This is a genomic window from Hymenobacter lapidarius (assembly GCF_001816145.1).
Lineage (GTDB): Bacteria > Bacteroidota > Bacteroidia > Cytophagales > Hymenobacteraceae > Hymenobacter > Hymenobacter lapidarius.
The window spans coordinates 33,436-52,303 of the sequence record NZ_MDZB01000153.1; the positions used below are offsets into that span (position 1 = coordinate 33,436).

Here is an 18,868-nt window from a genome sequence, read left to right on the forward strand (position 1 = left end):
GGGAAGCCGGCCAGCAATGATGGATTACCCATACCGGGCGGGCTAGTTAAGCGGCTGCGCGTCATGAAGCACCTTGGATAGCTCATACAGGGCGTTTTTGAACGGCAGGAAGAACAGCGTTTCGGGAATGGTGTCTCCGTCGCGCAGCACCTCGCCGTATTGCTGGCGGTAGAGGTTGAAGGAGTCGCCAAGGTGGCGGTCCAGCGTGCCCATCACCAGGCCGGGGTCGTTTTTCACGCCCAGGTCGGCTTGCAGGCGCTTCACTTCGGGGTCTTCGAGCAACAGCTGCAGGCAAGCGCGGGCATTGGCCAATACCGCCTGCTTGATTTCGTCGGTCACGGCCGCAGCCTCCAGGTGGTGTTCGCCTTTGTCGGCCTGCAGGTTTTCCGCATCCGGCAGTACGCCCACCGGGCGCACCAGTGGCGGGTCCTGCGGCATCTGGCCGGTGGCTAGCACGCCGCCGTTGGCGGTGGTTTGCTTGGGGTCATCGGCGAGCTTGATGCGGAAATCGGCCGGCACAGTCTGGCCGGTGGCCTTTTCCATGATGAGGCGGGCCAGGCGCTCCACCGGCTGCAGGTTGGAGCCCGCAGCCAGCAGGCGCACGTAGAGGCTGCCGCGCCCCGTGAAGCACAGGTAGCGCGGCAGCTGCTGGCCGTTGGCCGCCACCACTTGCGCCACGTGATAAATCAGCGTGCCGAAGTGCAGGTAGAACAGCACCCGCAGGTGCTCGGCCCGCAGCAGCCGCTCGCTGAAGCCCAGCAGCTGGTCGTAGTTAAACAGGAAGCTGGCCACGTCTTCGGAGCCAAAATTATCGGTTCCCTCGGCCACCAGCACGTATTCGCGGGCCCGGCGGGCCGCCGGCGAGAGCACCGCGCTCTGCACCCCGGCCACGCCGAAGCGCACCAGGCCGTTGTCTTTCGAGCCGCGCACCTCGGCGCCGCCGTCGCCCCACAGGTCGTTGCCGGCAAAGCGGAACGAGGTGCTGAGCACCGGCTTGCGGTCGGCGTACAGCAGCACGTCCGTGGTGCCGCCACCGATGTCGATGAAGGCCGCGTTTTCGCCCGGCCCCAGCGTCACGATATTGCGGCGGGTGAGGTAGTAGTACGGGGCTGTGCTCTCCACCATGCAAGGCATGGAGTTGGTTGTGTGGAAAATACTGTGGAACAGCGTGTCCCACTCGCGCTGGTACAGATTGCGCTGGTAGGTAGAGAAGCTCAACGGGGCAAACCAAGTGATTTGCGTGGCACTCAGATTAGCACCGTTCATGGCCGCTTTGGCACGGCACAGCAGCAGGATTTCCTGGAAGAAAGCCCGCACGCGGTTGGTGCTGGCCTGGTTCAGGCTGTTGTCCCACTTCAGGTTGGTGTGGTAGTTGGGCCGGCGCTGCTCCTCGGTAATGATGCCGAAGGCCACGTTGATGTTGCCCAGCACGCTCAGTTCCTGGGTAGCGTAGTTGGGCGCTTCGTAGGTGGCCGTGCGGGCCGGGAAGGCGTACGGCGAGCTGTCGGCCCCAATAATGGGCGGCACAAATTCGCGCTCCTGATACTGCTGCCAGCGCTTGATTTGCACGAAGTTGGCCGGGTCGTCGTCGATGCCGCGGTACAGGCGCTCGTACGCGCTGCGGTCGGGCTCGTTGGTGCTCTTTTTCAGCAGGGCCACGGGCGTATCGGTCAGGCCAAAGCTGAAGGGCTTGGGCTCCTGGCCGGGGCTATCCTGCATGGCCACGTGGGTGTTGGTGGTGCCGAAGTCGATGGCAAACCGGAATTCCTTCGTGCCCTGCCGCACCTCGGGCCAGCGCGGAATAATCAGGGCGGCGCCGGCCGCCGGGGCCGGATTCAGCACTTCCAGATAGTCGAAATGGGTGCCGCGCACTTCAAAATAGGTACTGCCTTCGTCCTGGCCGGTCTTGTGCGTCCGCTCGTAGCGGGTGGCGCTCTGGCCGGTGCCGGTCTCGCCCAGCGGGCGGCCATCCACCCAGAATTTCAGGTCGACTTTCTTGGTCACCATGCTCGGGTCGATGTTGTTGGCATCCACCAGCATGATTTTGTAGAAGTCGTTGTACTGCGGCGCATCGGCCACCTTCACGAAGGGAAAAATGGACAGGGCCACGTTGGTCACCAGCAGGCGACCCACGTTGTCGCCCTGCGGGTTGGAATAATAGGCCCGCTCAAAGTCCACAAAGTCGCCGCCGCTCACGGGCACGCGCAGTTTCACGCGCACGCAGGCCGGGTCAAGCTCCAGGCTCAGATGCTCGGCCAAATCCTGGGCCGAGAAGTAGTCGAAGTAAGCCGGCTTGAGTGGCAGCAGCGGCCAGGTGCTGGGCTTGAAGCCGGGCGCAATTTTCAGGTTTCCGCAGTAAAAACGCGTTTCATCGACCTCGTAAGGCACGGTAAGCAGCGTTTCTTCCAGCAAGTCGTTCACCGTGAGGTACGGGTAGGGCAGCTCCGGGCCGGGCAGCGTCCGTTCCTTCAGCGGGCGCGGGTCGGAGGCGGGAATAATGGCGCCGCTGTCGGCAAACATCGTTTCGTTGAAGTAGCGCTTGCCCACCGCCTTCAGGCCGGGGCGCAGCACGATGGGCAGCGGACCGGCCACGCCGGGCTTGCTGGGCCGGATAAACAGGTCGGAATTGCGCACGGTGCCCTCATCGGAGCGCACGCGCAGCAGCACGCCGGCCACGTCAATCTGGTTGTTGGAGGCATCGGTGAGCACCGGGAAGGTGCCGAGGTTGGCGCTGCCGTCCATGGCCCACTTCTGCAGAATGCCACGGTCAAGGGTGTCACGCACCAGCGGCGCCAGGGCCATCAGGGCCGGGTCGCCCACAAACTGCTGGTACACGAAGTCGCGGAACGCGGTCTCGCGGCTGGCCAGCGCCACGTATTGATTATCAAAATAATAGCCGCCGCCCTGGGGCCGCTGCACGGGCAAGGGCTTCACGTTGGGCGCCGGAAAAAACAGCGTGAGCGGCGAGGTGCCGCCAATGAGCTGCGGCACGCCGTTGGCGCCGGGGAAATAAATCAGGTGCATCTCGGTCAGCTTCGCGAAGCGGCCGTCGAGGTACAGGCTCAGCACATCGGCCAGGGGCCGGGTGCCGGGGTTGGCACGCAGCTTGGCCAGCTCCTCGTCTTTGCGCCAGGCCCGGATTTGCAGGCGCTGGCTGGCCAGCTTGCGCTGGTGGTAGTTGAACACCATTTCCCATACGTCCCAGAAATGGCTCACCAGCTGGTGGTACACTGAATCCTGGTGCGCACCGCCCTGGCCCACAAAGCGCAGGGCCGTTTCCACCAGGTGCATCCGGGCAAAGGGCGACGGGATGGACACCGCCACCTTGGCGGCGCGGCCGCCTTGCGGGTCCATCAGCCGCTCCACCTCGTGGGGACCGATTTTACCAGTCGGGCCCCAACCCTCGTGGGTGCTGGAACCGGTATCGTGCAAACGCAGGATTTTAGCCATGTTTTATGTTGAGAGAGGCGCGGCCGGCGGTAACCTCACCCCCGGCCCCTCTCCCGTGGAGAGGGGAGCCGAGAGGAATTTCGGTAGGCGCAAATGACCTCTAAAATTGATTCTAGTTTATTTTAAGCAAGATTGTGTCTGGCTCCCCTCTCCGCGGGAGAGGGGCTGGGGGTGAGGTGAGGTTCCGTGGCTACGAATACTGTAGCTTCTTGTCAAGAATCTCGCCCGTGGCCTCTTCAAAAGCCTTCACCACCCAGCGCAGCGCCTCGTTTTCGGTCGGATTCGACAACGTGGCTTTGCCCACGGCTTTGGTCAGCTCATCCCGGAAGTAGCCGGGCGTGATGCCTTTGCTGAAAATACCGGTTTCCACCGTTTTATCGGCCACCATTTTGTTGAAGTCCATCTCCTCGGCGCGGATGGCGGTGTAGCGGCGCTGGTTCACGCCCAGCTCGCGAATCCATTCATTGTAGTCCCCGAAAAAGTCGCTCAGCTCGCGCAGGGCGCGGTTGTTGCGCAGCTGAGCCGATAGGTTGCCGGCTTCGTAATAGGGCGCTTTGGCGTCGTCCGGCGTGTGCTTGAGGAAGTAGCGGGCGAAGTAATGCAGCTGAATCAGCGGGCGGGCCACTTCCTGGCGCAGGTCGGGGGGCAGCTGGCCGAAGTCTACTTCCGGGCTGTCGGCTTTCAGGCCAAACTCGTGGTAAAGGGGTTGGTTGGTGTCAAGCTGGTTGTCGGGCACTTCCATGAAGTGCGGCACCGCGAGGGCGCCCAGCAGCTCCAGTAGGTGCGCTTGGTTGCGCTGCTCGGCGCGGCCGGGGTGGTTGGCCAGCGGCTGGCCCGGCTGGTCACCGAGGTAGTACATAGCCTCCAGGCCCTGCAGGTTGTCGGCATAGTACGAAAGCGCGGTTTTGGTCTTCGTGATGAAGGTATTGGAGTCGATGAAGTCCTGGCCGGCGGCTTTTTCGTCCACCGAAGGCTCTTGTAGCTTGAAATATGGCAGCATGACCAGCGCGCCGGCTTTCATGCGGCGGCGCACTTCGGGGTGGGCCAGCTGCGAGTTACCATCGCGCAGGTTCTTCACCAGCAGCGGGAAACCGGCCGCGCCGGTCCCCCCAAATATCGAGCTGATGAAAAAGGCACGGTCGCCGTCCTGCAGGCTTTGCGCCAGGTAGCGCATTTCCTTGGACTGCACCACGGCGTTCAGCACCACCGAGCCCACGTTGGGCGAGCCGCGGAAACCCACGTCCAGATTGGCCGCGAGGCTGTCCTGCGTAAACAGCAAATCGACCAGCCCCTGGCTTTCCACCGAGAGGTCGTTGTATTTCAGGTAGTCCCGAAACGGCTGGCTGATGCCGCCGAAGTCGTACACGAACGAGTCGCGTAGCTCCTCCGAGCCTCCGGTGTTGAGGTGCGCCAGCGTGTTCATGGGCTGGCTGAAGAAGCCCTCCTTCTCCTTTTGGCCATCGCCGTACAGGGCCTCGTGAATGCGGGCGTAGCGCTTGAGCAGGGCCACGGTGCGGGTCACGTCGCCATTTTGGGTATCTGGGTCGATGAGCACGGGCACCACTTGGTCGCAATGGGGAATGCGCACGCCCGAAGCGAGCAGCATGGTGAGCGAGCGCAGCACGCGGGCTCCGGTGCCGCCCACGGCAAAGATGAAGAGTTTAGGCATTTGTTTGTTTCTAACGTGAGAACCTCACCCCCGACCCCTCTCCAAAAAAGAGGGGAGCCTCAGCAGCATGGTTGTTTCTGTTGATAATTTCAAAATCACCACCCAAAAAGCATCAGGCTCCCCTCTCTTTTGGAGAGGGGCCGGGGCCGTGCCCGGCAGGGGTGAGGTTTCGTCTTAAAGAGGGCCCACAAACGGGGTAGTGCGGGCGTAGGTGCTCCAGCGCTTGAGTAGCACTGAGAACAACAGGAACCACAGCGCGGCCACCAGCAAGTTTACCACCATGAAATACCCGAGGTAGCTGCTGCCTTCGGCGCCGTGGCTTTTGCTGAGCGTGTTGGCCAGCAGCGTGCCCAGGCCCGCGGCCAGAGCCAGCGTCAGTACCCAGTGCGTGGTGCGGAACATGCCCGTGCGCAGGGCCGAATTGAATAGATAATAGAAAGCCAGCACCAGCAGGAGGGCCACGCCAAGCGTGCTCCACCCAACCAGCGAAAACAGGTCGGTTTTATACAAGCCGAAGTCGGCCGGGCGCTGGCTTTGAAAGATGGAAATCAGGGCCGAGTACAGGCTAGTGAAGAAGGTTTGCATAGAAAAGCAAGCAGGTTATTTGTCGTTTTTGAGGGGAAGCTGAACCGTGAATACGGCCGGTAGCGGGCTTGGGTACGATTGCCGCACGCCGGTCAGAATCTGGTCGAGGCCAAACGTGCGCGGGGCCGGGGTATTGTCGTTGGTGGTCGACCAGGCCGCTACCCATTCCGGCGTTTCCGGGGCGGGCAGGGCCAGGCTGAGGGTAGCCGTGGGAGCGGCCAGCTTGCTCACCCGCAGGCGCATTACGTGGGTGTAGGGCGCCAACACCGGCTGGCCGCTTTGCTCGTCGTCGGTGAGCAGGCGCACCGAGTTCGGCAGCAGGGCAGCCTGGCCGTTGGGCAGGCGCACCTGCATATGTTGGGCCAAAAACGCTGGTTTCTGCCACGCCGCGGGCAATTCCCCTAAATTTATACCAACCGAAAAGTCCACCGGGTCGTCGGAAGGGTTCAGGGTCAGGCCGTTGTTTTCAGCATACACGGTGCCCCCGCTCGGCTTTAATTTGGGGTCCGTGAGCTTGGTGAGCAGGGGCACGAAGACGGGCGTGCTCGTTTTCAACCCAAAAAACGCCTGCTGGGCCGGGGCATTTTTGAATACCTCGGCCGTGTAGCGCGCCACCAGCGCGGGCGGCCCAATTACCCACACGTAGTACGGCACTTTCTCGCCATCGAGCGTGCGCTTGGTCGCGGGCGTTTTCACGGCCGGGTGGTAGGTGCCGTAGAAGCGCGACGTTTCGCCGAAAACGGCCACGGCCAGCTGCTTCTGGCTCACGGGCGCAATAGAGGTGCGAATCAGGTTCGGCAGCTGCGAGAAATCGGACTTGCGCGCCGGCCCATAGATAAAGTCAGAAATCACCACGCTCACCTGCTGCGTGGCCTGTGGCATATTGAGGATGCCTTCGAGCATCTGCGGCAGCTCCGTGCCCAGGGCGGCCTGGTTCACTTCGCCCTGCACCACGTCGCGCAGCTGCTGAAAGGGCACCGCGCGGGGCGCCGCGTTTTCGCAGAGATAATATTTACGGTCGGCAATGGCCCCGCTCACCTGGGTTTCGGTAATGAGCGCGCCAATGCGCTGCTGGAACTCGGTGGCCGGCTTGCTTGCGCCGCCGCGGGGCACAAAGCCTTTCATGCCCCCCGAATATTCCAGAAAAACATTAACCCGGAGCGGCGCGGCTTCAGTCGCAGCCGGCGCGGTAGCGGCGGGCTTCCTGCTTTTGCCAGGGCTACCCGACTTGGTATCGGCGGGCTCTTCGGAGCCGCAGCTGCTCAGAAGCAGCGCTCCGAGGAGCCCGCCGACAAAACCCAAACGATGAGAAAACCGCCGCACACGCGGCCCCACGGAAACAAATGATGGCATAAGCAGAGAAAACGAGGTTTTGGGCCGAAGTATAGGCATTACGCAGCCGATGGCCGCCCGGCCGAAATCCGTCGGGCTTACAACGTGTCAGAGGCAGGTGTTGGTACATGCCCTTCTGCAAACCTACATGTTCCCGTAAGGGCTGGGCAGGTGGCACCCTGTTTTATGCTTCTGGCAATGCCCGCCAACTGGCCGCGGCGATTGCTGTCCGGTAGTAGCTCCCGTCACCGGAAATATTATATCCTGCAAGCGGCACTTCCGGTTTTTTGGGTGGCGCTCACTTTTTAAACTCAACCAGTGTACCTGCTAAAAGCTGATTTTGAATTAATGACAGCGAAGTCCGCGAAGCCATGCACCAGAGCTGCGAGCGGTACGTCGCTCCATTACCACGCGCAGCTTACGCATAGCTTAGCCACCTCATATTAATATATTTGCCGAACAACGGTAACGTTCTACGTACTAATATTGCCAGCTCACCGAGTTCTGGATAGTTATTCGGACGCGCGTTGCTATATGTATTGATTGAAGATATGCGTGTTATTGCTGCCCGACCCGAGTACCAGATTACTGTTGAATACGAGAAAAACCGGCTGTTCTACCAAAACTTTGGGCAGATGCAGCAGGCCGTTTCCCTGCCTGACTACCTGGAAGACTGGACGAGGGCACTATCTGAAGTACGTCCGGGGTTTAGCATTCTCAGCGACATGCAGGTGGTGAACCAGTGCAACCAGGCCCTGCTAACCATTTTCCAGGCCGTGGAACAGATGATAGTGGCGCGCGGGGTGAGCATGGTAGCCGAGGTGCACGTGCCCGGCTTGTCTACCCGCCGCGGCTGCGACGGGGTGACCACGGCCCAGGCCATGCCCGTGCGCCACTTCCTGACCGTGTGGGAGGCGGTGCAGTTCCTGGACGACGTGGGCGTGGAGCCCGCGCTGGTGCCCGTGCACGCCGCCGTGCTACGCTAGCCCAATATTGGGTAGCAGCCAACGATTTGGGCGCCGCGATTGTTACTACCCGGGACGTCGTTGGCGGCCCCGGTTGCGGACCGTACCTTTGCCGAACAGCTCCTCAAAGGGTGCGGCCGCTTTTCACTCGGCGCCTCGTCAGGCACTATTTGCTATTATGCCCAATACTATTTCCACCGACATCTGCATCGTCGGGGCCGGCCCGGTCGGCTTATTTGCCGTTTTCGAAGCCGGTTTGCTCAAGCTTCGCTGCCACGTAGTAGATGCCCTGCCCCAGCCCGGCGGCCAGCTCTCCGAAATCTATCCCAAGAAGCCGATTTACGACATTCCGGGCTTTCCTGAGATTCTGGCCGGCGACCTGGTCGATAACCTCATGAAGCAGATTGAGCCCTTCCACCCCACCTTCACGCTGGGCGAGCGGGTGGAGCGGTTTGCTAAGCTCGACGACGGCTCGTTTCAGCTTTACACCACCGACGGCACCGAAATTCACTGCAAGGCCGTGGCCATTGCCGGCGGCTTGGGTTCGTTTGAGCCGCGCAAGCCGGCCGTGGAAAACCTCGAGCAGTTTGAGGGCGGCAAAGGCGTGCACTACATGGTGCGCGACCCCGAGTATTTCCGCGACCAGAAAATCGTCATCGCCGGCGGCGGCGACTCTGCCCTGGACTGGACCAATTTCCTGGCCAATGTAGCGGCCGATGTGACCCTGGTGCACCGCGGCACCACTTTCCGCGCGCCGCCGACTCGGCCGAGAAAGTGAAAACGCTGGCCGACGCCGGCAAAATCAAGCTGGTGCTCAGCTCCAACGTGACGCACCTGCACGGCAACGGCAAGCTGGCCGAAGTGACCATTACCGGCAACGACGGCACCGCCGAAACCGTGCCGCTCGACCACTTCATTCCGCTGTTCGGCCTCACGCCCAAGCTCGGCCCCATCGGCGAGTGGGGCCTCGAGCTCACCGACGACGCCATTGTGGTCGACACCGTGGATTACAGCACCTCGCTGCCCGGCGTGTTTGCTATTGGTGACATCAACACCTACCCCGGCAAGCTGAAGCTCATTCTCTGCGGTTTCCACGAGGCCGCGCTCATGTGCCAGGGCGCGTTCAAATACATTTACCCCGACAAAAAATACACCCTCAAATACACGACGGTAAACGGGGCTCCCTCTATGTGAGGCGGTGAAATGGTAAAATGGTGAGTTTGACGTTCCAGCCGCGCTACCTGCGCAGACGGAACATCAAACTCACTGCCTTGCCATTTCACCATTTCACCATTTCACTTTTATGGAAGAAGATATCCGCATCTACGTCGAGGAAGCGCCAGGCCAACGCACGGAGCTCATCGGCCCCACCGATATGGGCCTGAGCTTGATGGAGCTGCTAAAAGCCAGCGGCTATAACATCATGGCCACCTGCGGCGGCATGGCGCTGTGCGCCACTTGCCACGTAGAAGTGCTGGCCGGCCCAGCCCTCCCGGAGCCCAGCGACGACGAACTGGACATGCTCGAAACCCTACCCGTGGTGCACTTGGGCAGCCGCCTGAGCTGCCAGATTCGCCTCACGCCCCGCACCGACGGGCTGGTGGTGCGCCTGGCTCCCGGAGCGTAGGCCCAAACCAGAGTCCGTTGGTTGCTGTTTTTGTTGCGGCGCACACCCGGACGCCGTAACGCAGAAACCCTAAAAAAAGCCCTCATCTGCGCAGATGAGGGCTTTTCATGTGGTTAGTATGCCAACCAACTTATTTCTTCATGTCAGCCGGGGTGGTTGATGCGGCTGCCGGTGTACTGGCCGGAACCGCATCAGCAGTGGCATTGGCATTGGGTGCAAAGTTGAAAATTTCCAGCACCACGCGCCAGCCGGCCACGGCCTCGCGGCGCCAGATGCGCAGGTAAGTGCCGTTCTCTTCGGGGCGCTTGGCGGTGCCGGGGCGGCGCAGGGTGCCCACCACATAGCCCAGGTCGCCGGCAGCAGCCAGGTAGCCATCCACGACCACGAACAGGTAGCCGCCGTCCAGGTTTTTCATGTTGGCGGCGGCCGCAGCTCCCTGCATCATGCTCAGGCCGGGGCGGTACAGGCGGGCCTCGGAGCTGAGGTACTGCTGGTAAGTAGCACCGGGCTTGAGCAGCTCGGCCGCGGCAAACTTCCGGTCAACTTCTAGCACAATATTCGAGGGGGCGGTGCTGGGCACTGCGGCGGCCGGCAGCAGGCGCGGCTGCGGCACGTTGGCGGTTTTGGCCGGGGCGGTACCCACGCGCTCAATGCCCATGTCCACCACCACTTTCAGCTTGCTGTCGGGCTGCTTGCGCCACACGGTCACGTACTCGCCGGTGGTTTGCGGCTTGTCGTCTTGGAAGGAAGTCCAGGGGCCGGTGGTATAGCCCAAGTCGCCGGATTGGGCGGCACCGGCCAGCACAGGGTACCGGGCCAGCGTGCTGCCGGACTGGGCCGGGCGGCTTTTCCACACTTCCTGGGCATTGGCCCACTTGCCCTGCTCGGCTACGAGGGCCGTGGGCGCGGCGTGGGCTAGAAACGCGGCCTTGGTGCTGGCCTGCGCGGCCGTGGCAATAAACGCCGTTTCGGCAGCTACCACGGCATCGTGTGCCGACTGCGCGTGTGACGTAACCGGTAATGCGAGGGCGAGGGCCAGCCCGATAGTCAATTGATTCTTCATAGGATACAATCGTAGCAGTCTTTCTATAGCGAAGATACGATTTCCGGGATAATCATAATTTCGACTTGCCTCAGGTTTGCGCATTCTTGCCGTTCTTGCGCCTGCATTGCAGCGACAGGGCCGCTTTTTCCCCCTTCTGGCATCCGCTTATTCTTGTTTTTATGAAACTAGCCGAACTCCTGGCCCGCGCCCGCCGCATCCGCTTAGTACTCACCGACTGCGACGGCGTGCTCACCGACGGCGGCGTGTATTATTCCGAGCGCGGGGAGGAAATGAAGCGCTTCCACATCCGCGATGGCATGGGCGTGGTCCGGCTGCGCGACTGCGGCATTGCCACGGGCATTGTCACGGGTGAAATGTCGCCGTCGGTGCGCACCCGGGCGGCCAAACTGCAAATTGAGGAGCTACACCTGGGCATCAAGGACAAACCCGCCTGCCTGGCCGAAATCCTGGTGCGCACCGGCCTGCGGGCCGAGGAAGTGGCCTTTATCGGCGACGACACTAATGACGTGGAAATCCTGCGCCTCGTGGGCCTCTCCGCCTGTCCCGGCGATGCCACGTCGTTTGCCCGCGCCGAAGCCGATTTTCACTGCCAGGCGGCCGGCGGCCACGGGTGCTTCCGCGAGCTGGCCGAATTCATCATTGCCGCGCAGGGCAGCGAGGGCGTAAACCAGCCACACGCAAAATAGCAATGTGCTGATTTTGACGCATTAATGACAGCACCTGCGTAGCCGAAACATCAAACCACCCATACTTCACCTCATTCTGGCAGCAGCCCCTGGCGCACGGCCAGCCGGATGAGGGCGGCGGTGTTCTTGGTGTTGGTTTTGGTGATAATGTTCTGGCGGTGGGTTTCGATGGTGCGCTTGCTGGTGAAGAGCTTGGCGGCTATTTCGGCGTTGGTGAAGCCCTCGCCCACGAGTCCCAGCACTTCCATTTCGCGCTTGCTCAAGCCCAGGGTCGAGCGCACAGCGTCGCTCGAAGCAGGGCTTTCGGCGTAGAAATGCCCCACAAGGCCCAGCCCGATGGCGGTGCACAAAAAAGGCCGCCCCGCGGCCACGGTGGCCAGGCCGTGCCGCAGCTCCATGGGCAGGGAATTGGCCAGCAGGTAGCCGTGGGCGCCCAGGTCGAAGGCGCGGCTCACGTAGTGCTCGTTGGACTGGTCACCCCGGGCCAGCACGCGCACCTGCGGGTACTGCCGCCGTAGGGCCGGCAAGAGCGCGAAAGCATCGGGGCCGGGCAGGTTTAAATCGAGCAGCACTACGGTGGGCGCCGCGCTGGCCAGCAGCGCCAGCAGCTCATCGCCGGTCCCGGCTTCCCCCACTATCTCCAGGCCCGGCGCCGTGGCCAGCCCGAGGCGCAGTTCCTCGCGGGCGGCCGCGTGGCCATCGGTTAGCAGTAAGCGAATCATAAGCGGGAAGACAGTGCAGGTAGACCAGAGTTTTTAATTCGCCGGAGTATTTGCCGAGAAATTAATTTTCACCACCTCGAAAGTACAGAGCGCACCCGCCTACATCTGGATTACGTACACAAAAGCCGTATTAATACCAGTAAATCAGGACCAAAAAGGGCTATTTTCGTACAAATACGGAGTCTTTTTTGCGTATACGGGACGGGCATAACTCTGTTATTTCTCCTCAACTTTGCACTTCCTTTTCCACTGGCCATGATTCGTATTCTGCTCGCTGACGACCACACCATTCTGCGCGACGGCATCAGGGCCCTGCTTTCGGCCGACGCCGACCTGGAAGTGGTGGGAGAAGCCAGCAACGGTGCCGAGGTCCTCTCACTGCTCGAAACGACTCCTGCCGACGTAGTGCTGATGGACGTGCAGATGCCGGTGCTCGACGGGTTTGCCACTGTGCCGGAGGTACGCCAGCGCTTTCCGGAAGTGCGGGTGCTGGTACTCACTATGCTCGACCACGAAAATTACGTGACGCGCATGTTCGAAGCCGGGGCCTCGGGCTACGTGCTGAAAAATGCGACCATCAACGAAATCACCCACGCCATCAGGACGGTGGCAGCGGGCAACTCGTTTTTGTGCACCGAAATTGGGATGAGCATGCTCTACAAAGCCGTTGCGCATGCGCCGGGCACTCCCCTTATTTCCACCGACGGCGTTGCCACGGCCGACCTCACGGCCCGCGAATTGGAGGTGCTCAAGCTCATCGCCGAGGGCCTTACCAACGGCGAAATATCCGATAAGCTCTTCACCAGCAAGCGCACCATCGAAACCCACCGCCAGAACATTATCGCCAAAACCCAGGCCAAGAACACGGCGGCACTCATTAAGCTGGCCGTGAGCCGCGGGCTTATTTCGTAAAGGGTTGAGTGTTAAGTTTTGAGTGCTGCTCTGCCTAATTCAATATTTAACACGCAACCCCCAAAACTTATCTACAGCAGTCCGCCTACGGCGCTGATGCTCAGGGCCACGATGGCGGTATTGAACCCGAAGGAGATGATGGCGTGGAGCAACGCCGTGCGCCGCTGCCGCCGGCCGGGAATGGTAACGTCTGCGGTCTGGGCGGCCATGCCGATGGTGAAGGTGAAATAAGCGAAGTCGAGGTTGTCGGGCTCGGGGTCGTTGCCGGGGAATTCTAGGCCGCCGGTGTCGCCGCCGTGCCGCTCGTCGCTGTCGTAGTAAATATGGGCGTAGTGCAGCGTGAACACCGTGTGCACCAGCAGCCACGCCTCCAGCACGGCGGCCACGCTCAGGGCCACGTGCTGCACAAAGGCGCCGCGCGGTAAGTTGTCGAGGGTGCCCAGCAGGGCCACCACGCCCAGCAGACTGGCCACAGCCGCCACCAGCACAAAAACAAAGGCCACCACCCGGCCAAGGTCTTCGCTGTTGGCCACTTTGCGAATAGTGGCTGCGTCGGCCGTGAACATGGCTGCCGCGACGAGCAGCAGGGTGCGGCCCGCGTACACGTCCCACATCGCCACCCAGCGGCTGGTGGTGTCTGCCCCGGCCGGCGCCAGGGTCCAAGCCACGGCCCCCAGGGCCAGGCCAATCAGCAGCCGGTACTTCGCTGTGATGGAGCCCAGGTGGTGGCCAGACGAAAAAAAGCGGAGGTAGAGGGCTGCATGGGGCGCAAGATGCGGGGCCGCCCGACGGCGACGGCCGGCTTTGTTTCTTTTCCCTGCGTTTCCTTTGTGGCTCCGGCATTCGCTTCATTGCCGGCCCTGTTTGTATGAACGCAGCTCCCCTTTCCGGCCTCTACGCCCCGTCCCTGGCCCTCGTCACCGATTTATATCAGCTCACGATGGCCTATGGCTACTGGCAGCAGGGCATGCAGGACCGGGAGGCCGTGTTTCACTTGTACTTCCGCAAGGCGCCATTCCAGGGCGGCTACGCGGTAGCGGCGGGACTGGCGCTGGCCGTGGATTGGGTCGAGAACCTGCAATTTTCGGACGACGACCTGACGTATCTGGGCAGCCTGCGCGGCAGCAAAGGTGCCGCGCTATTTCCAGTTGAATTCCTGGAATACCTGCGCCAACTGAAGTTCACCTGCGACATCGACGCCGTGCCGGAGGGCACCGTGGTATTCGGCAACGAGCCGATGATGCGCGTGCGCGGGCCACTGCTGCAAGCCCAGCTGCTGGAAACGGCGCTGCTCACGCTCCTCAATTTTCAAACCCTGATTGCCACCAAAGCTGCCCGCATCCGGGAAGCTGCCGGGCCCGGCGACCAAGTGCTGGAGTTTGGCCTGCGCCGGGCGCAGGGCTTCGATGGCGGCCTGGGGGCCAGCCGGGCAGCTTATCTGGGCGGGGCCGATGCCACCAGCAACGTGCTGGCCGGGCAGCGTTACGGCATTCCGGTGCGCGGGACCCACGCCCACAGCTGGGTGCAGGCGTTTGGCGATGAAACGCAGGCGTTTTCGGCCTACGCGCAGGCCTTCCCCGACGACTCGGTGTTTCTGGTCGATACCTACGACACCATCGAGGGCGTGCGCCAGGCCATAAAAGTGGCCCGCGACATGCGCGCCAACGGCCACGAGTTGTCCGGCATCCGGCTCGATTCGGGCGACCTGGCCTACCTGAGCCGGGAAGCGCGCGCCGTGCTGGATGAGGCCGGCTTCACCAAAACGCGCATCGTGGCCAGCAACGATTTGGAAGAAAACCTCATCACCAGCCTCAAGCAGCAGGGCGCCCGCATCGATACCTGGGGCGTGGGCACGCAACTCGTGACGGCCTACAACCAGGCGGCGCTGGGAGGCGTGTACAAGCTGGCCGCCCTGCGCAAAGCCGACGACTCGGGCTGGGACTTCACCATCAAGCTCTCGGAGCAGGTGGCCAAAACCAGTATTCCCGGCATCCTGCAGGTGCGCCGCTACCTCAACGAATACGGCAAGCCCCGCGCCGACATGCTCTATAACACCGCCGAGCCCCTCCCCGACCAGCTCACCCTCATCGACCCGGCCGACAACACCCGCCGCCTGGCCATCAAGCCCGAAACCAAGTTCCGCGAGCTGCTGGAGCCCGTGTTCCGCCAGGGCCAGCGCGTACTGGACCTGCCCACCCTGGCCGAAAGCCGCGCCCACGCCCAGCGCGAAGTGCAAAGCCTGGACCCCAGCATCCGCCGCTTCCTCAACCCACACGTGTACCCCGTGGGCCTGGAAAAAACCCTCTGCGACTACCGCACGCAGCTTATTCTAGAGAAGCGCCCGGTGCGCGGGGCGTAAGTTTTAATGCGCCCATTTCTTGATGAGTCCTACTTCTCGCCACTCAGGGTCGCGCTTATAAAGAATAATTGCTCCACCCCCGCTTAGTAGGTAGCCATTATCGAATGCGATAACTGCGTAAGTACCGCTGTTATCAAACACCGGCCTTGAAAATGCCGTCACGCGCCTGTTGGCCGGCGAGGTATTATTGTAACGCCAGATGATTTTTTTATAGAAAGAAATCAACCTTTTATCAGCAATTTTCAACCTTTTGATTTCAACTTGGGAGCGCAGGTATTGCTCCTGATTGACAACGAATATCACGCTATCCAACTCCTGCGTGGTCCATGCAGCAGTGTCCAAACCTGCACTGTTGCTGATGATTTCCGCCAATTTTCTTTTGGAAATCACGTCCAAGGCCAACGGTCCCCCACGGCGTTTAACCATTGAATCGGCGGTATCGCCCACTGACCAATACAGTCGATGGAGAGGCCGCAACTCCACTAAAGCACCCCTCCGGTTTATTACGGAGTTGAGTAATTGCTGGGTTTGGGTAACAACGTGTTGAGCAATTGTTTGCTCACCCAACAGTAGTAGCCCTAGGCAAAGCATGTATGGTTTCATGTAATCCCAGATGCAAATTTTAGAAATTATGCATACCGCAATTCCCCCGTGCCCAAGCGCAGCGTCACGCCGCTCTCGGCCGTGAGGTGGCCGGCCACTTGCGCCGCGTAGCCGCTGCCTTGCAGCGAGTCCACCACGGCCGCAGCTGAAGCTTCTTCCGTGACGAGGAGCATGCCGGTGCCCATGTTCCAGTAGAGGTAGGCGGTTTCGGGGCTGAGGTCGCCGATTTCGCAGAGGCGCTGCATGGCGGGCAGGGGCGCAAATAGTTTGTCGAGCACCGCGCCGAGGCTGTTTTTGAGGATGCGCTGGAAGTTGTCGGCCACGCCGCCGCCGGTGATGTGGGCGGCGCCGTGTAGGGGCAGGCCGGCATCGAGTAGGGCCGCCACGCCGGGCGAATAGATAAGCGAGGGCGCCAGCAGGGCGTCGCCCCAGGTGGCGTACTGTTCGGCGTCGGAGCCGTCGTAGGGGGCTTCGTGCCAGTTGTCGCCGAATACTTTTTGCAGCGTTTTGCGGGCCAGCGAGTAGCCGTTGGAGCGGAAGGAGGGCGACTGAATGGCCACCACGGCCATGCCGGCCCGGGCGGTGTGCCCGCTCAGGGGCCGCGCCAGGCTGGGGTGCAGGCTACCGATGGCCGTGGAGCACCAGTTGAAGTTCATCTTAGCGCCCGGCCAGCCGCCGATGCGGTTGCCGAGCTCCGCGATTTCGCCGCCGGTGATGGCCAGTTGGGCGAAGTTGCAGGCGTCGTGCAGGCCGCGCATCATCTGGTCCACCACGTCGTAGTCGAGGTGGTTCACATCAATGATGTTGGAGAGGTTGGTGGGCACGAAACCGGCCACGATGAGGTCATCGGCGGTCATGGCCACGAGGTCGAAGCCCAAGGTGTCGTAGCGGCCCACGCGCTCGGCTACCTCGATTTTGGTGCCGATGCCGTCGGAGCTGATGCCGAGGCGGGCGTTGCCGAAGCGGATTTCGTTGGCAAATCCGCCGTCGAGGTCCTGGGCGGCTTCGCCGGGCTTGCCGGCGCGGTTCTGGAAGGTTTTTTTGGCCCAGCTGTAGGCGTTGCGCGAAGCGGCGTTGCCTTCTTCGATGGAATAGCCGGCGGGGTTTTCGGGGGATGCGGACATGGGGAAGTTTGAACGTCAAACTCCCCTCCTTACCAAGGAGGGGACGTTGCCGCGACGCGGCAACTGGGGTGGTTGAATCGTTGAACGATGTGCGTGAGAAAAAGCAGCAGGCGGGTGTCGTTCAACGACTTCAACCGCCCCCGTTCGCGCCTCTTCGGCGCTCACATTCCCTCCTCATCTGAGGGAGGGAGTTTCATGCTCCCCCCCTCATTTTCTGATTAATGCTCCGTCGGCTCGGGCGCTTTGGCACTTACGGACAGGTTTTTCTTGCCTTTTTCGGGGCGGTGGCTGGCGCGCTCTTCCTGCACGTGGCGCAGGTAGTGGGTCACGTCGCCGGTGGGGTACTTGCCCGAGAAACAGGCGAAACAGCTGCCGCCGTGGCCTTTTTCTTCGGAGAAAAGCTCCTGCAAATCCTCCAAATCCTGGTAGATAACTTTGTCGGCTTCGATGTAGCGGCAGATTTCGTCCTCCGTGTAGTTGGCCGCAATCAGCTCGGTGCTCATGGCCATATCGATGCCGTAGATGCAGGGCGACACGATAGGCGGCGCGCTGGAAATGAAGTAGACCTCGGATGCGCCGGCGTCGCGCAGCAGCCGCACAATGCGGCGCGAGGTAGTGCCGCGCACGATGCTGTCGTCCACTACGGCTATTTTCTTGCCTTCCACAAACTCGCGAATGGGGTTGAGCTTCTTCTTCACCACGTCCTCGCGCCCGGCCTGGGTGGCCACGATGAAGGAGCGGCCCATGTGGTTGTTCTTCACCAGCGCGCGGCGGTAGGGCACCCCAATGGCCTCGGCCAGCCCGGAAGCGGCGAAGTAGCCGCTGCTGGGCACGTCGATGACCATATCGGGTTTGAGGCCGGCGTCGGCCACTTTGCGGGCCAGGCGCTTGCCCAGGCGCACCCGCTCGCGAGCCACCAGCCGGCCGTGAATAATAGAGTCCTCGCGGGCAAAGTAAATCTGCTCGAACGCGCAGAAATTCTTGGGCAGTTCGTAAGGGTTCTTGTGGTGAACCTGGAAGTTGTTATCAATGAAAATGGCCTGGCCCGGCCCCACGTTTTCCACAAACTCAAAGCCCAGAAAATCGAAACAGGTGCTTTCCGACGCGAAGGCGTACATCGGCCCGGCGGGCGTGTCGCGGCGGCCCAGCACCAGCGGCCGGATGGCCAGCGGGTCGGTGAAGGCCAGCAGGCCGTGCCCGGCAATGAGCGTGATGGTGGCATAAGCGCCCTCCACCAGCTCCTGGGTGGTTTCCACGGCATCGAAAATATCCACGACGGAGAGGTGGTCGAGGTCTTTCACGCGCAGCTCCGAGGCGAAGGTGTACATGATGAGCTCGAGGTCGTTGGTGGTTTTGGGCAGCACGTGGTACTTGTCGTGCAGGCGCTTGGCCACGTCGCGGAAGTTGATGACGTTGCCGTTGTGCACCATGGCCAGCCCGAAGGGGTAGCTGGTGGTGAAGGGCTGGGCCAGGTCGGAATCGTTGGCCCCCTGGGTGGTGTAGCGCACGTGGCCGATGCCGCTGTTGCCCTTCAGCTTCTTGAGGTGCTTGGGCTTGAACATGTCGTTCACCAGGCCCTGCCCCTTGTGCAGGTGGAAGGCCAAACCGTCGAACGTGGCAATGCCGGCCGCGTCCTGCCCCCGGTGCTGCAGCGCCGTGAGGCCCACCACCATGTCGGCAACCACATCATCGGGGCCATGAAAACCTACTATTCCACACATGGGCTTCGCTTGAATTATGAGTTATGAATTATGAGTTATGAATTATT

General features: G+C 61.6%; 15 protein-coding genes and 1 pseudogene. 6 read left to right on the forward strand and 10 right to left on the reverse strand.

Annotation, left to right across the window (positions count from 1 at the left end; genetic code table 11):
* Window positions 1-42 precede the first annotated feature (42 nt).
* The 4 genes from BEN47_RS17655 to BEN47_RS17670 form a co-directional block, all read right to left on the reverse strand.
* Window positions 43-3,450, reverse strand: coding sequence for an acetate and sugar kinases/Hsc70/actin family protein (locus BEN47_RS17655; RefSeq protein ID WP_070730272.1), 3,408 nt, complete (start codon window positions 3,448-3,450; stop codon window positions 43-45).
* A gap of 190 nt (window positions 3,451-3,640) precedes the next feature.
* Window positions 3,641-5,119, reverse strand: a complete 1,479-nt coding sequence (locus BEN47_RS17660) for a hypothetical protein (RefSeq protein ID WP_070730274.1) — start codon at window positions 5,117-5,119, stop codon at window positions 3,641-3,643.
* Between the two features lie 174 nt (window positions 5,120-5,293).
* Complete coding sequence (locus tag BEN47_RS17665) at window positions 5,294-5,704, reverse strand: hypothetical protein (RefSeq protein WP_070730277.1); 411 nt, start codon at window positions 5,702-5,704, stop codon at window positions 5,294-5,296.
* 15 nt (window positions 5,705-5,719) lie between these two features.
* Entirely contained in the window at window positions 5,720-7,057 is a 1,338-nt protein-coding gene (locus tag BEN47_RS17670) for a hypothetical protein (protein WP_125921766.1), read from the reverse strand.
* Between the two features lie 530 nt (window positions 7,058-7,587).
* Here BEN47_RS17670 and BEN47_RS17675 point away from each other — a divergent pair.
* The 3 genes and pseudogenes from BEN47_RS17675 to BEN47_RS17685 all read left to right on the forward strand — a co-directional run bounded on the left by BEN47_RS17675 (window position 7,588) and on the right by BEN47_RS17685 (window position 9,628).
* Window positions 7,588-8,022: a hypothetical protein gene (locus BEN47_RS17675; RefSeq protein WP_070730282.1), complete on the forward strand. Its 435-nt coding sequence runs from the start codon at window positions 7,588-7,590 to the stop codon at window positions 8,020-8,022.
* A 157-nt stretch (window positions 8,023-8,179) separates the two neighbouring features.
* Window positions 8,180-9,195 (forward strand): annotated as a pseudogene (locus BEN47_RS17680) (NAD(P)/FAD-dependent oxidoreductase).
* A gap of 109 nt (window positions 9,196-9,304) precedes the next feature.
* Window positions 9,305-9,628, forward strand: coding sequence for a 2Fe-2S iron-sulfur cluster-binding protein (locus tag BEN47_RS17685; protein ID WP_070730284.1), 324 nt, complete (start codon window positions 9,305-9,307; stop codon window positions 9,626-9,628).
* A gap of 130 nt (window positions 9,629-9,758) precedes the next feature.
* On the opposite strand, the gene BEN47_RS17690 is transcribed toward BEN47_RS17685, so the two are convergent.
* Window positions 9,759-10,691 (reverse strand): Cif family virulence factor, encoded by a 933-nt coding sequence (locus tag BEN47_RS17690; protein WP_070730286.1) that lies wholly within the window; start codon window positions 10,689-10,691, stop codon window positions 9,759-9,761.
* 161 nt (window positions 10,692-10,852) lie between these two features.
* Here BEN47_RS17690 and BEN47_RS17695 point away from each other — a divergent pair, with 161 nt between their 5' ends.
* The gene (locus tag BEN47_RS17695) at window positions 10,853-11,380 is read left to right on the forward strand and encodes a KdsC family phosphatase (RefSeq protein WP_070730288.1); all 528 of its coding nucleotides are present in this window, start codon (window positions 10,853-10,855) and stop codon (window positions 11,378-11,380) included.
* 71 nt (window positions 11,381-11,451) lie between these two features.
* On the opposite strand, the gene BEN47_RS17700 is transcribed toward BEN47_RS17695, so the two are convergent.
* A complete protein-coding gene (locus tag BEN47_RS17700) occupies window positions 11,452-12,102 on the reverse strand; it encodes a LuxR C-terminal-related transcriptional regulator (protein ID WP_070730290.1) in 651 nt (216 codons plus the stop codon).
* Window positions 12,103-12,357: 255 nt separating this feature from the next.
* On the opposite strand from BEN47_RS17700, the gene BEN47_RS17705 reads away from it, so the two are divergent.
* Entirely contained in the window at window positions 12,358-13,014 is a 657-nt protein-coding gene (locus BEN47_RS17705) for a response regulator (RefSeq protein WP_070730292.1), read from the forward strand.
* A 71-nt stretch (window positions 13,015-13,085) separates the two neighbouring features.
* Here BEN47_RS17705 and BEN47_RS17710 read toward each other — a convergent pair whose 3' ends face one another.
* Window positions 13,086-13,682 carry a DUF1345 domain-containing protein gene (locus BEN47_RS17710; protein ID WP_083322554.1) on the reverse strand — a complete coding sequence of 199 codons (597 nt, stop codon included), beginning with the start codon at window positions 13,680-13,682 and terminating at the stop codon, window positions 13,086-13,088.
* Window positions 13,683-13,882: 200 nt separating this feature from the next.
* Between BEN47_RS17710 and BEN47_RS17715 the strand changes: the two genes are divergently transcribed.
* Entirely contained in the window at window positions 13,883-15,373 is a 1,491-nt protein-coding gene (locus tag BEN47_RS17715) for a nicotinate phosphoribosyltransferase (RefSeq protein ID WP_070730296.1), read from the forward strand.
* Window positions 15,374-15,376: 3 nt separating this feature from the next.
* On the opposite strand, the gene BEN47_RS17720 is transcribed toward BEN47_RS17715, so the two are convergent.
* From BEN47_RS17720 to purF, 3 genes are all read right to left on the reverse strand, one after another.
* Entirely contained in the window at window positions 15,377-15,976 is a 600-nt protein-coding gene (locus BEN47_RS17720) for a hypothetical protein (protein WP_070730297.1), read from the reverse strand.
* Between the two features lie 26 nt (window positions 15,977-16,002).
* Window positions 16,003-17,100 (reverse strand): AIR synthase-related protein, encoded by a 1,098-nt coding sequence (locus BEN47_RS17725; RefSeq protein WP_070730300.1) that lies wholly within the window; start codon window positions 17,098-17,100, stop codon window positions 16,003-16,005.
* A 218-nt stretch (window positions 17,101-17,318) separates the two neighbouring features.
* Window positions 17,319-18,821: an amidophosphoribosyltransferase gene (gene purF / locus BEN47_RS17730; RefSeq protein ID WP_070730302.1), complete on the reverse strand. Its 1,503-nt coding sequence runs from the start codon at window positions 18,819-18,821 to the stop codon at window positions 17,319-17,321.
* Window positions 18,822-18,868 lie beyond the last annotated feature (47 nt).

Excerpts from the sequence above, each read along its gene's own strand:
- BEN47_RS17655 (WP_070730272.1), bottom strand. The coding sequence starts at position 3,450 with ATGGCTAAAATCCTGCGTTTGCACGATACCGGTTCCAGCACCCACGAG.
- BEN47_RS17660 (WP_070730274.1), bottom strand. The coding sequence starts at position 5,119 with ATGCCTAAACTCTTCATCTTTGCCGTGGGCGGCACCGGAGCCCGCGTG.
- BEN47_RS17665 (WP_070730277.1), bottom strand. The coding sequence starts at position 5,704 with ATGCAAACCTTCTTCACTAGCCTGTACTCGGCCCTGATTTCCATCTTT.
- BEN47_RS17670 (WP_125921766.1), bottom strand. The coding sequence starts at position 7,057 with ATGCCATCATTTGTTTCCGTGGGGCCGCGTGTGCGGCGGTTTTCTCAT.
- BEN47_RS17675 (WP_070730282.1), top strand. The coding sequence starts at position 7,588 with ATGCGTGTTATTGCTGCCCGACCCGAGTACCAGATTACTGTTGAATAC.
- BEN47_RS17685 (WP_070730284.1), top strand. The coding sequence starts at position 9,305 with ATGGAAGAAGATATCCGCATCTACGTCGAGGAAGCGCCAGGCCAACGC.
- BEN47_RS17690 (WP_070730286.1), bottom strand. The coding sequence starts at position 10,691 with ATGAAGAATCAATTGACTATCGGGCTGGCCCTCGCCCTCGCATTACCG.
- BEN47_RS17695 (WP_070730288.1), top strand. The coding sequence starts at position 10,853 with ATGAAACTAGCCGAACTCCTGGCCCGCGCCCGCCGCATCCGCTTAGTA.
- BEN47_RS17700 (WP_070730290.1), bottom strand. The coding sequence starts at position 12,102 with ATGATTCGCTTACTGCTAACCGATGGCCACGCGGCCGCCCGCGAGGAA.
- BEN47_RS17705 (WP_070730292.1), top strand. The coding sequence starts at position 12,358 with ATGATTCGTATTCTGCTCGCTGACGACCACACCATTCTGCGCGACGGC.
- BEN47_RS17715 (WP_070730296.1), top strand. The coding sequence starts at position 13,883 with ATGAACGCAGCTCCCCTTTCCGGCCTCTACGCCCCGTCCCTGGCCCTC.
- BEN47_RS17720 (WP_070730297.1), bottom strand. The coding sequence starts at position 15,976 with ATGAAACCATACATGCTTTGCCTAGGGCTACTACTGTTGGGTGAGCAA.
- BEN47_RS17725 (WP_070730300.1), bottom strand. The coding sequence starts at position 17,100 with ATGTCCGCATCCCCCGAAAACCCCGCCGGCTATTCCATCGAAGAAGGC.
- purF (WP_070730302.1), bottom strand. The coding sequence starts at position 18,821 with ATGTGTGGAATAGTAGGTTTTCATGGCCCCGATGATGTGGTTGCCGAC.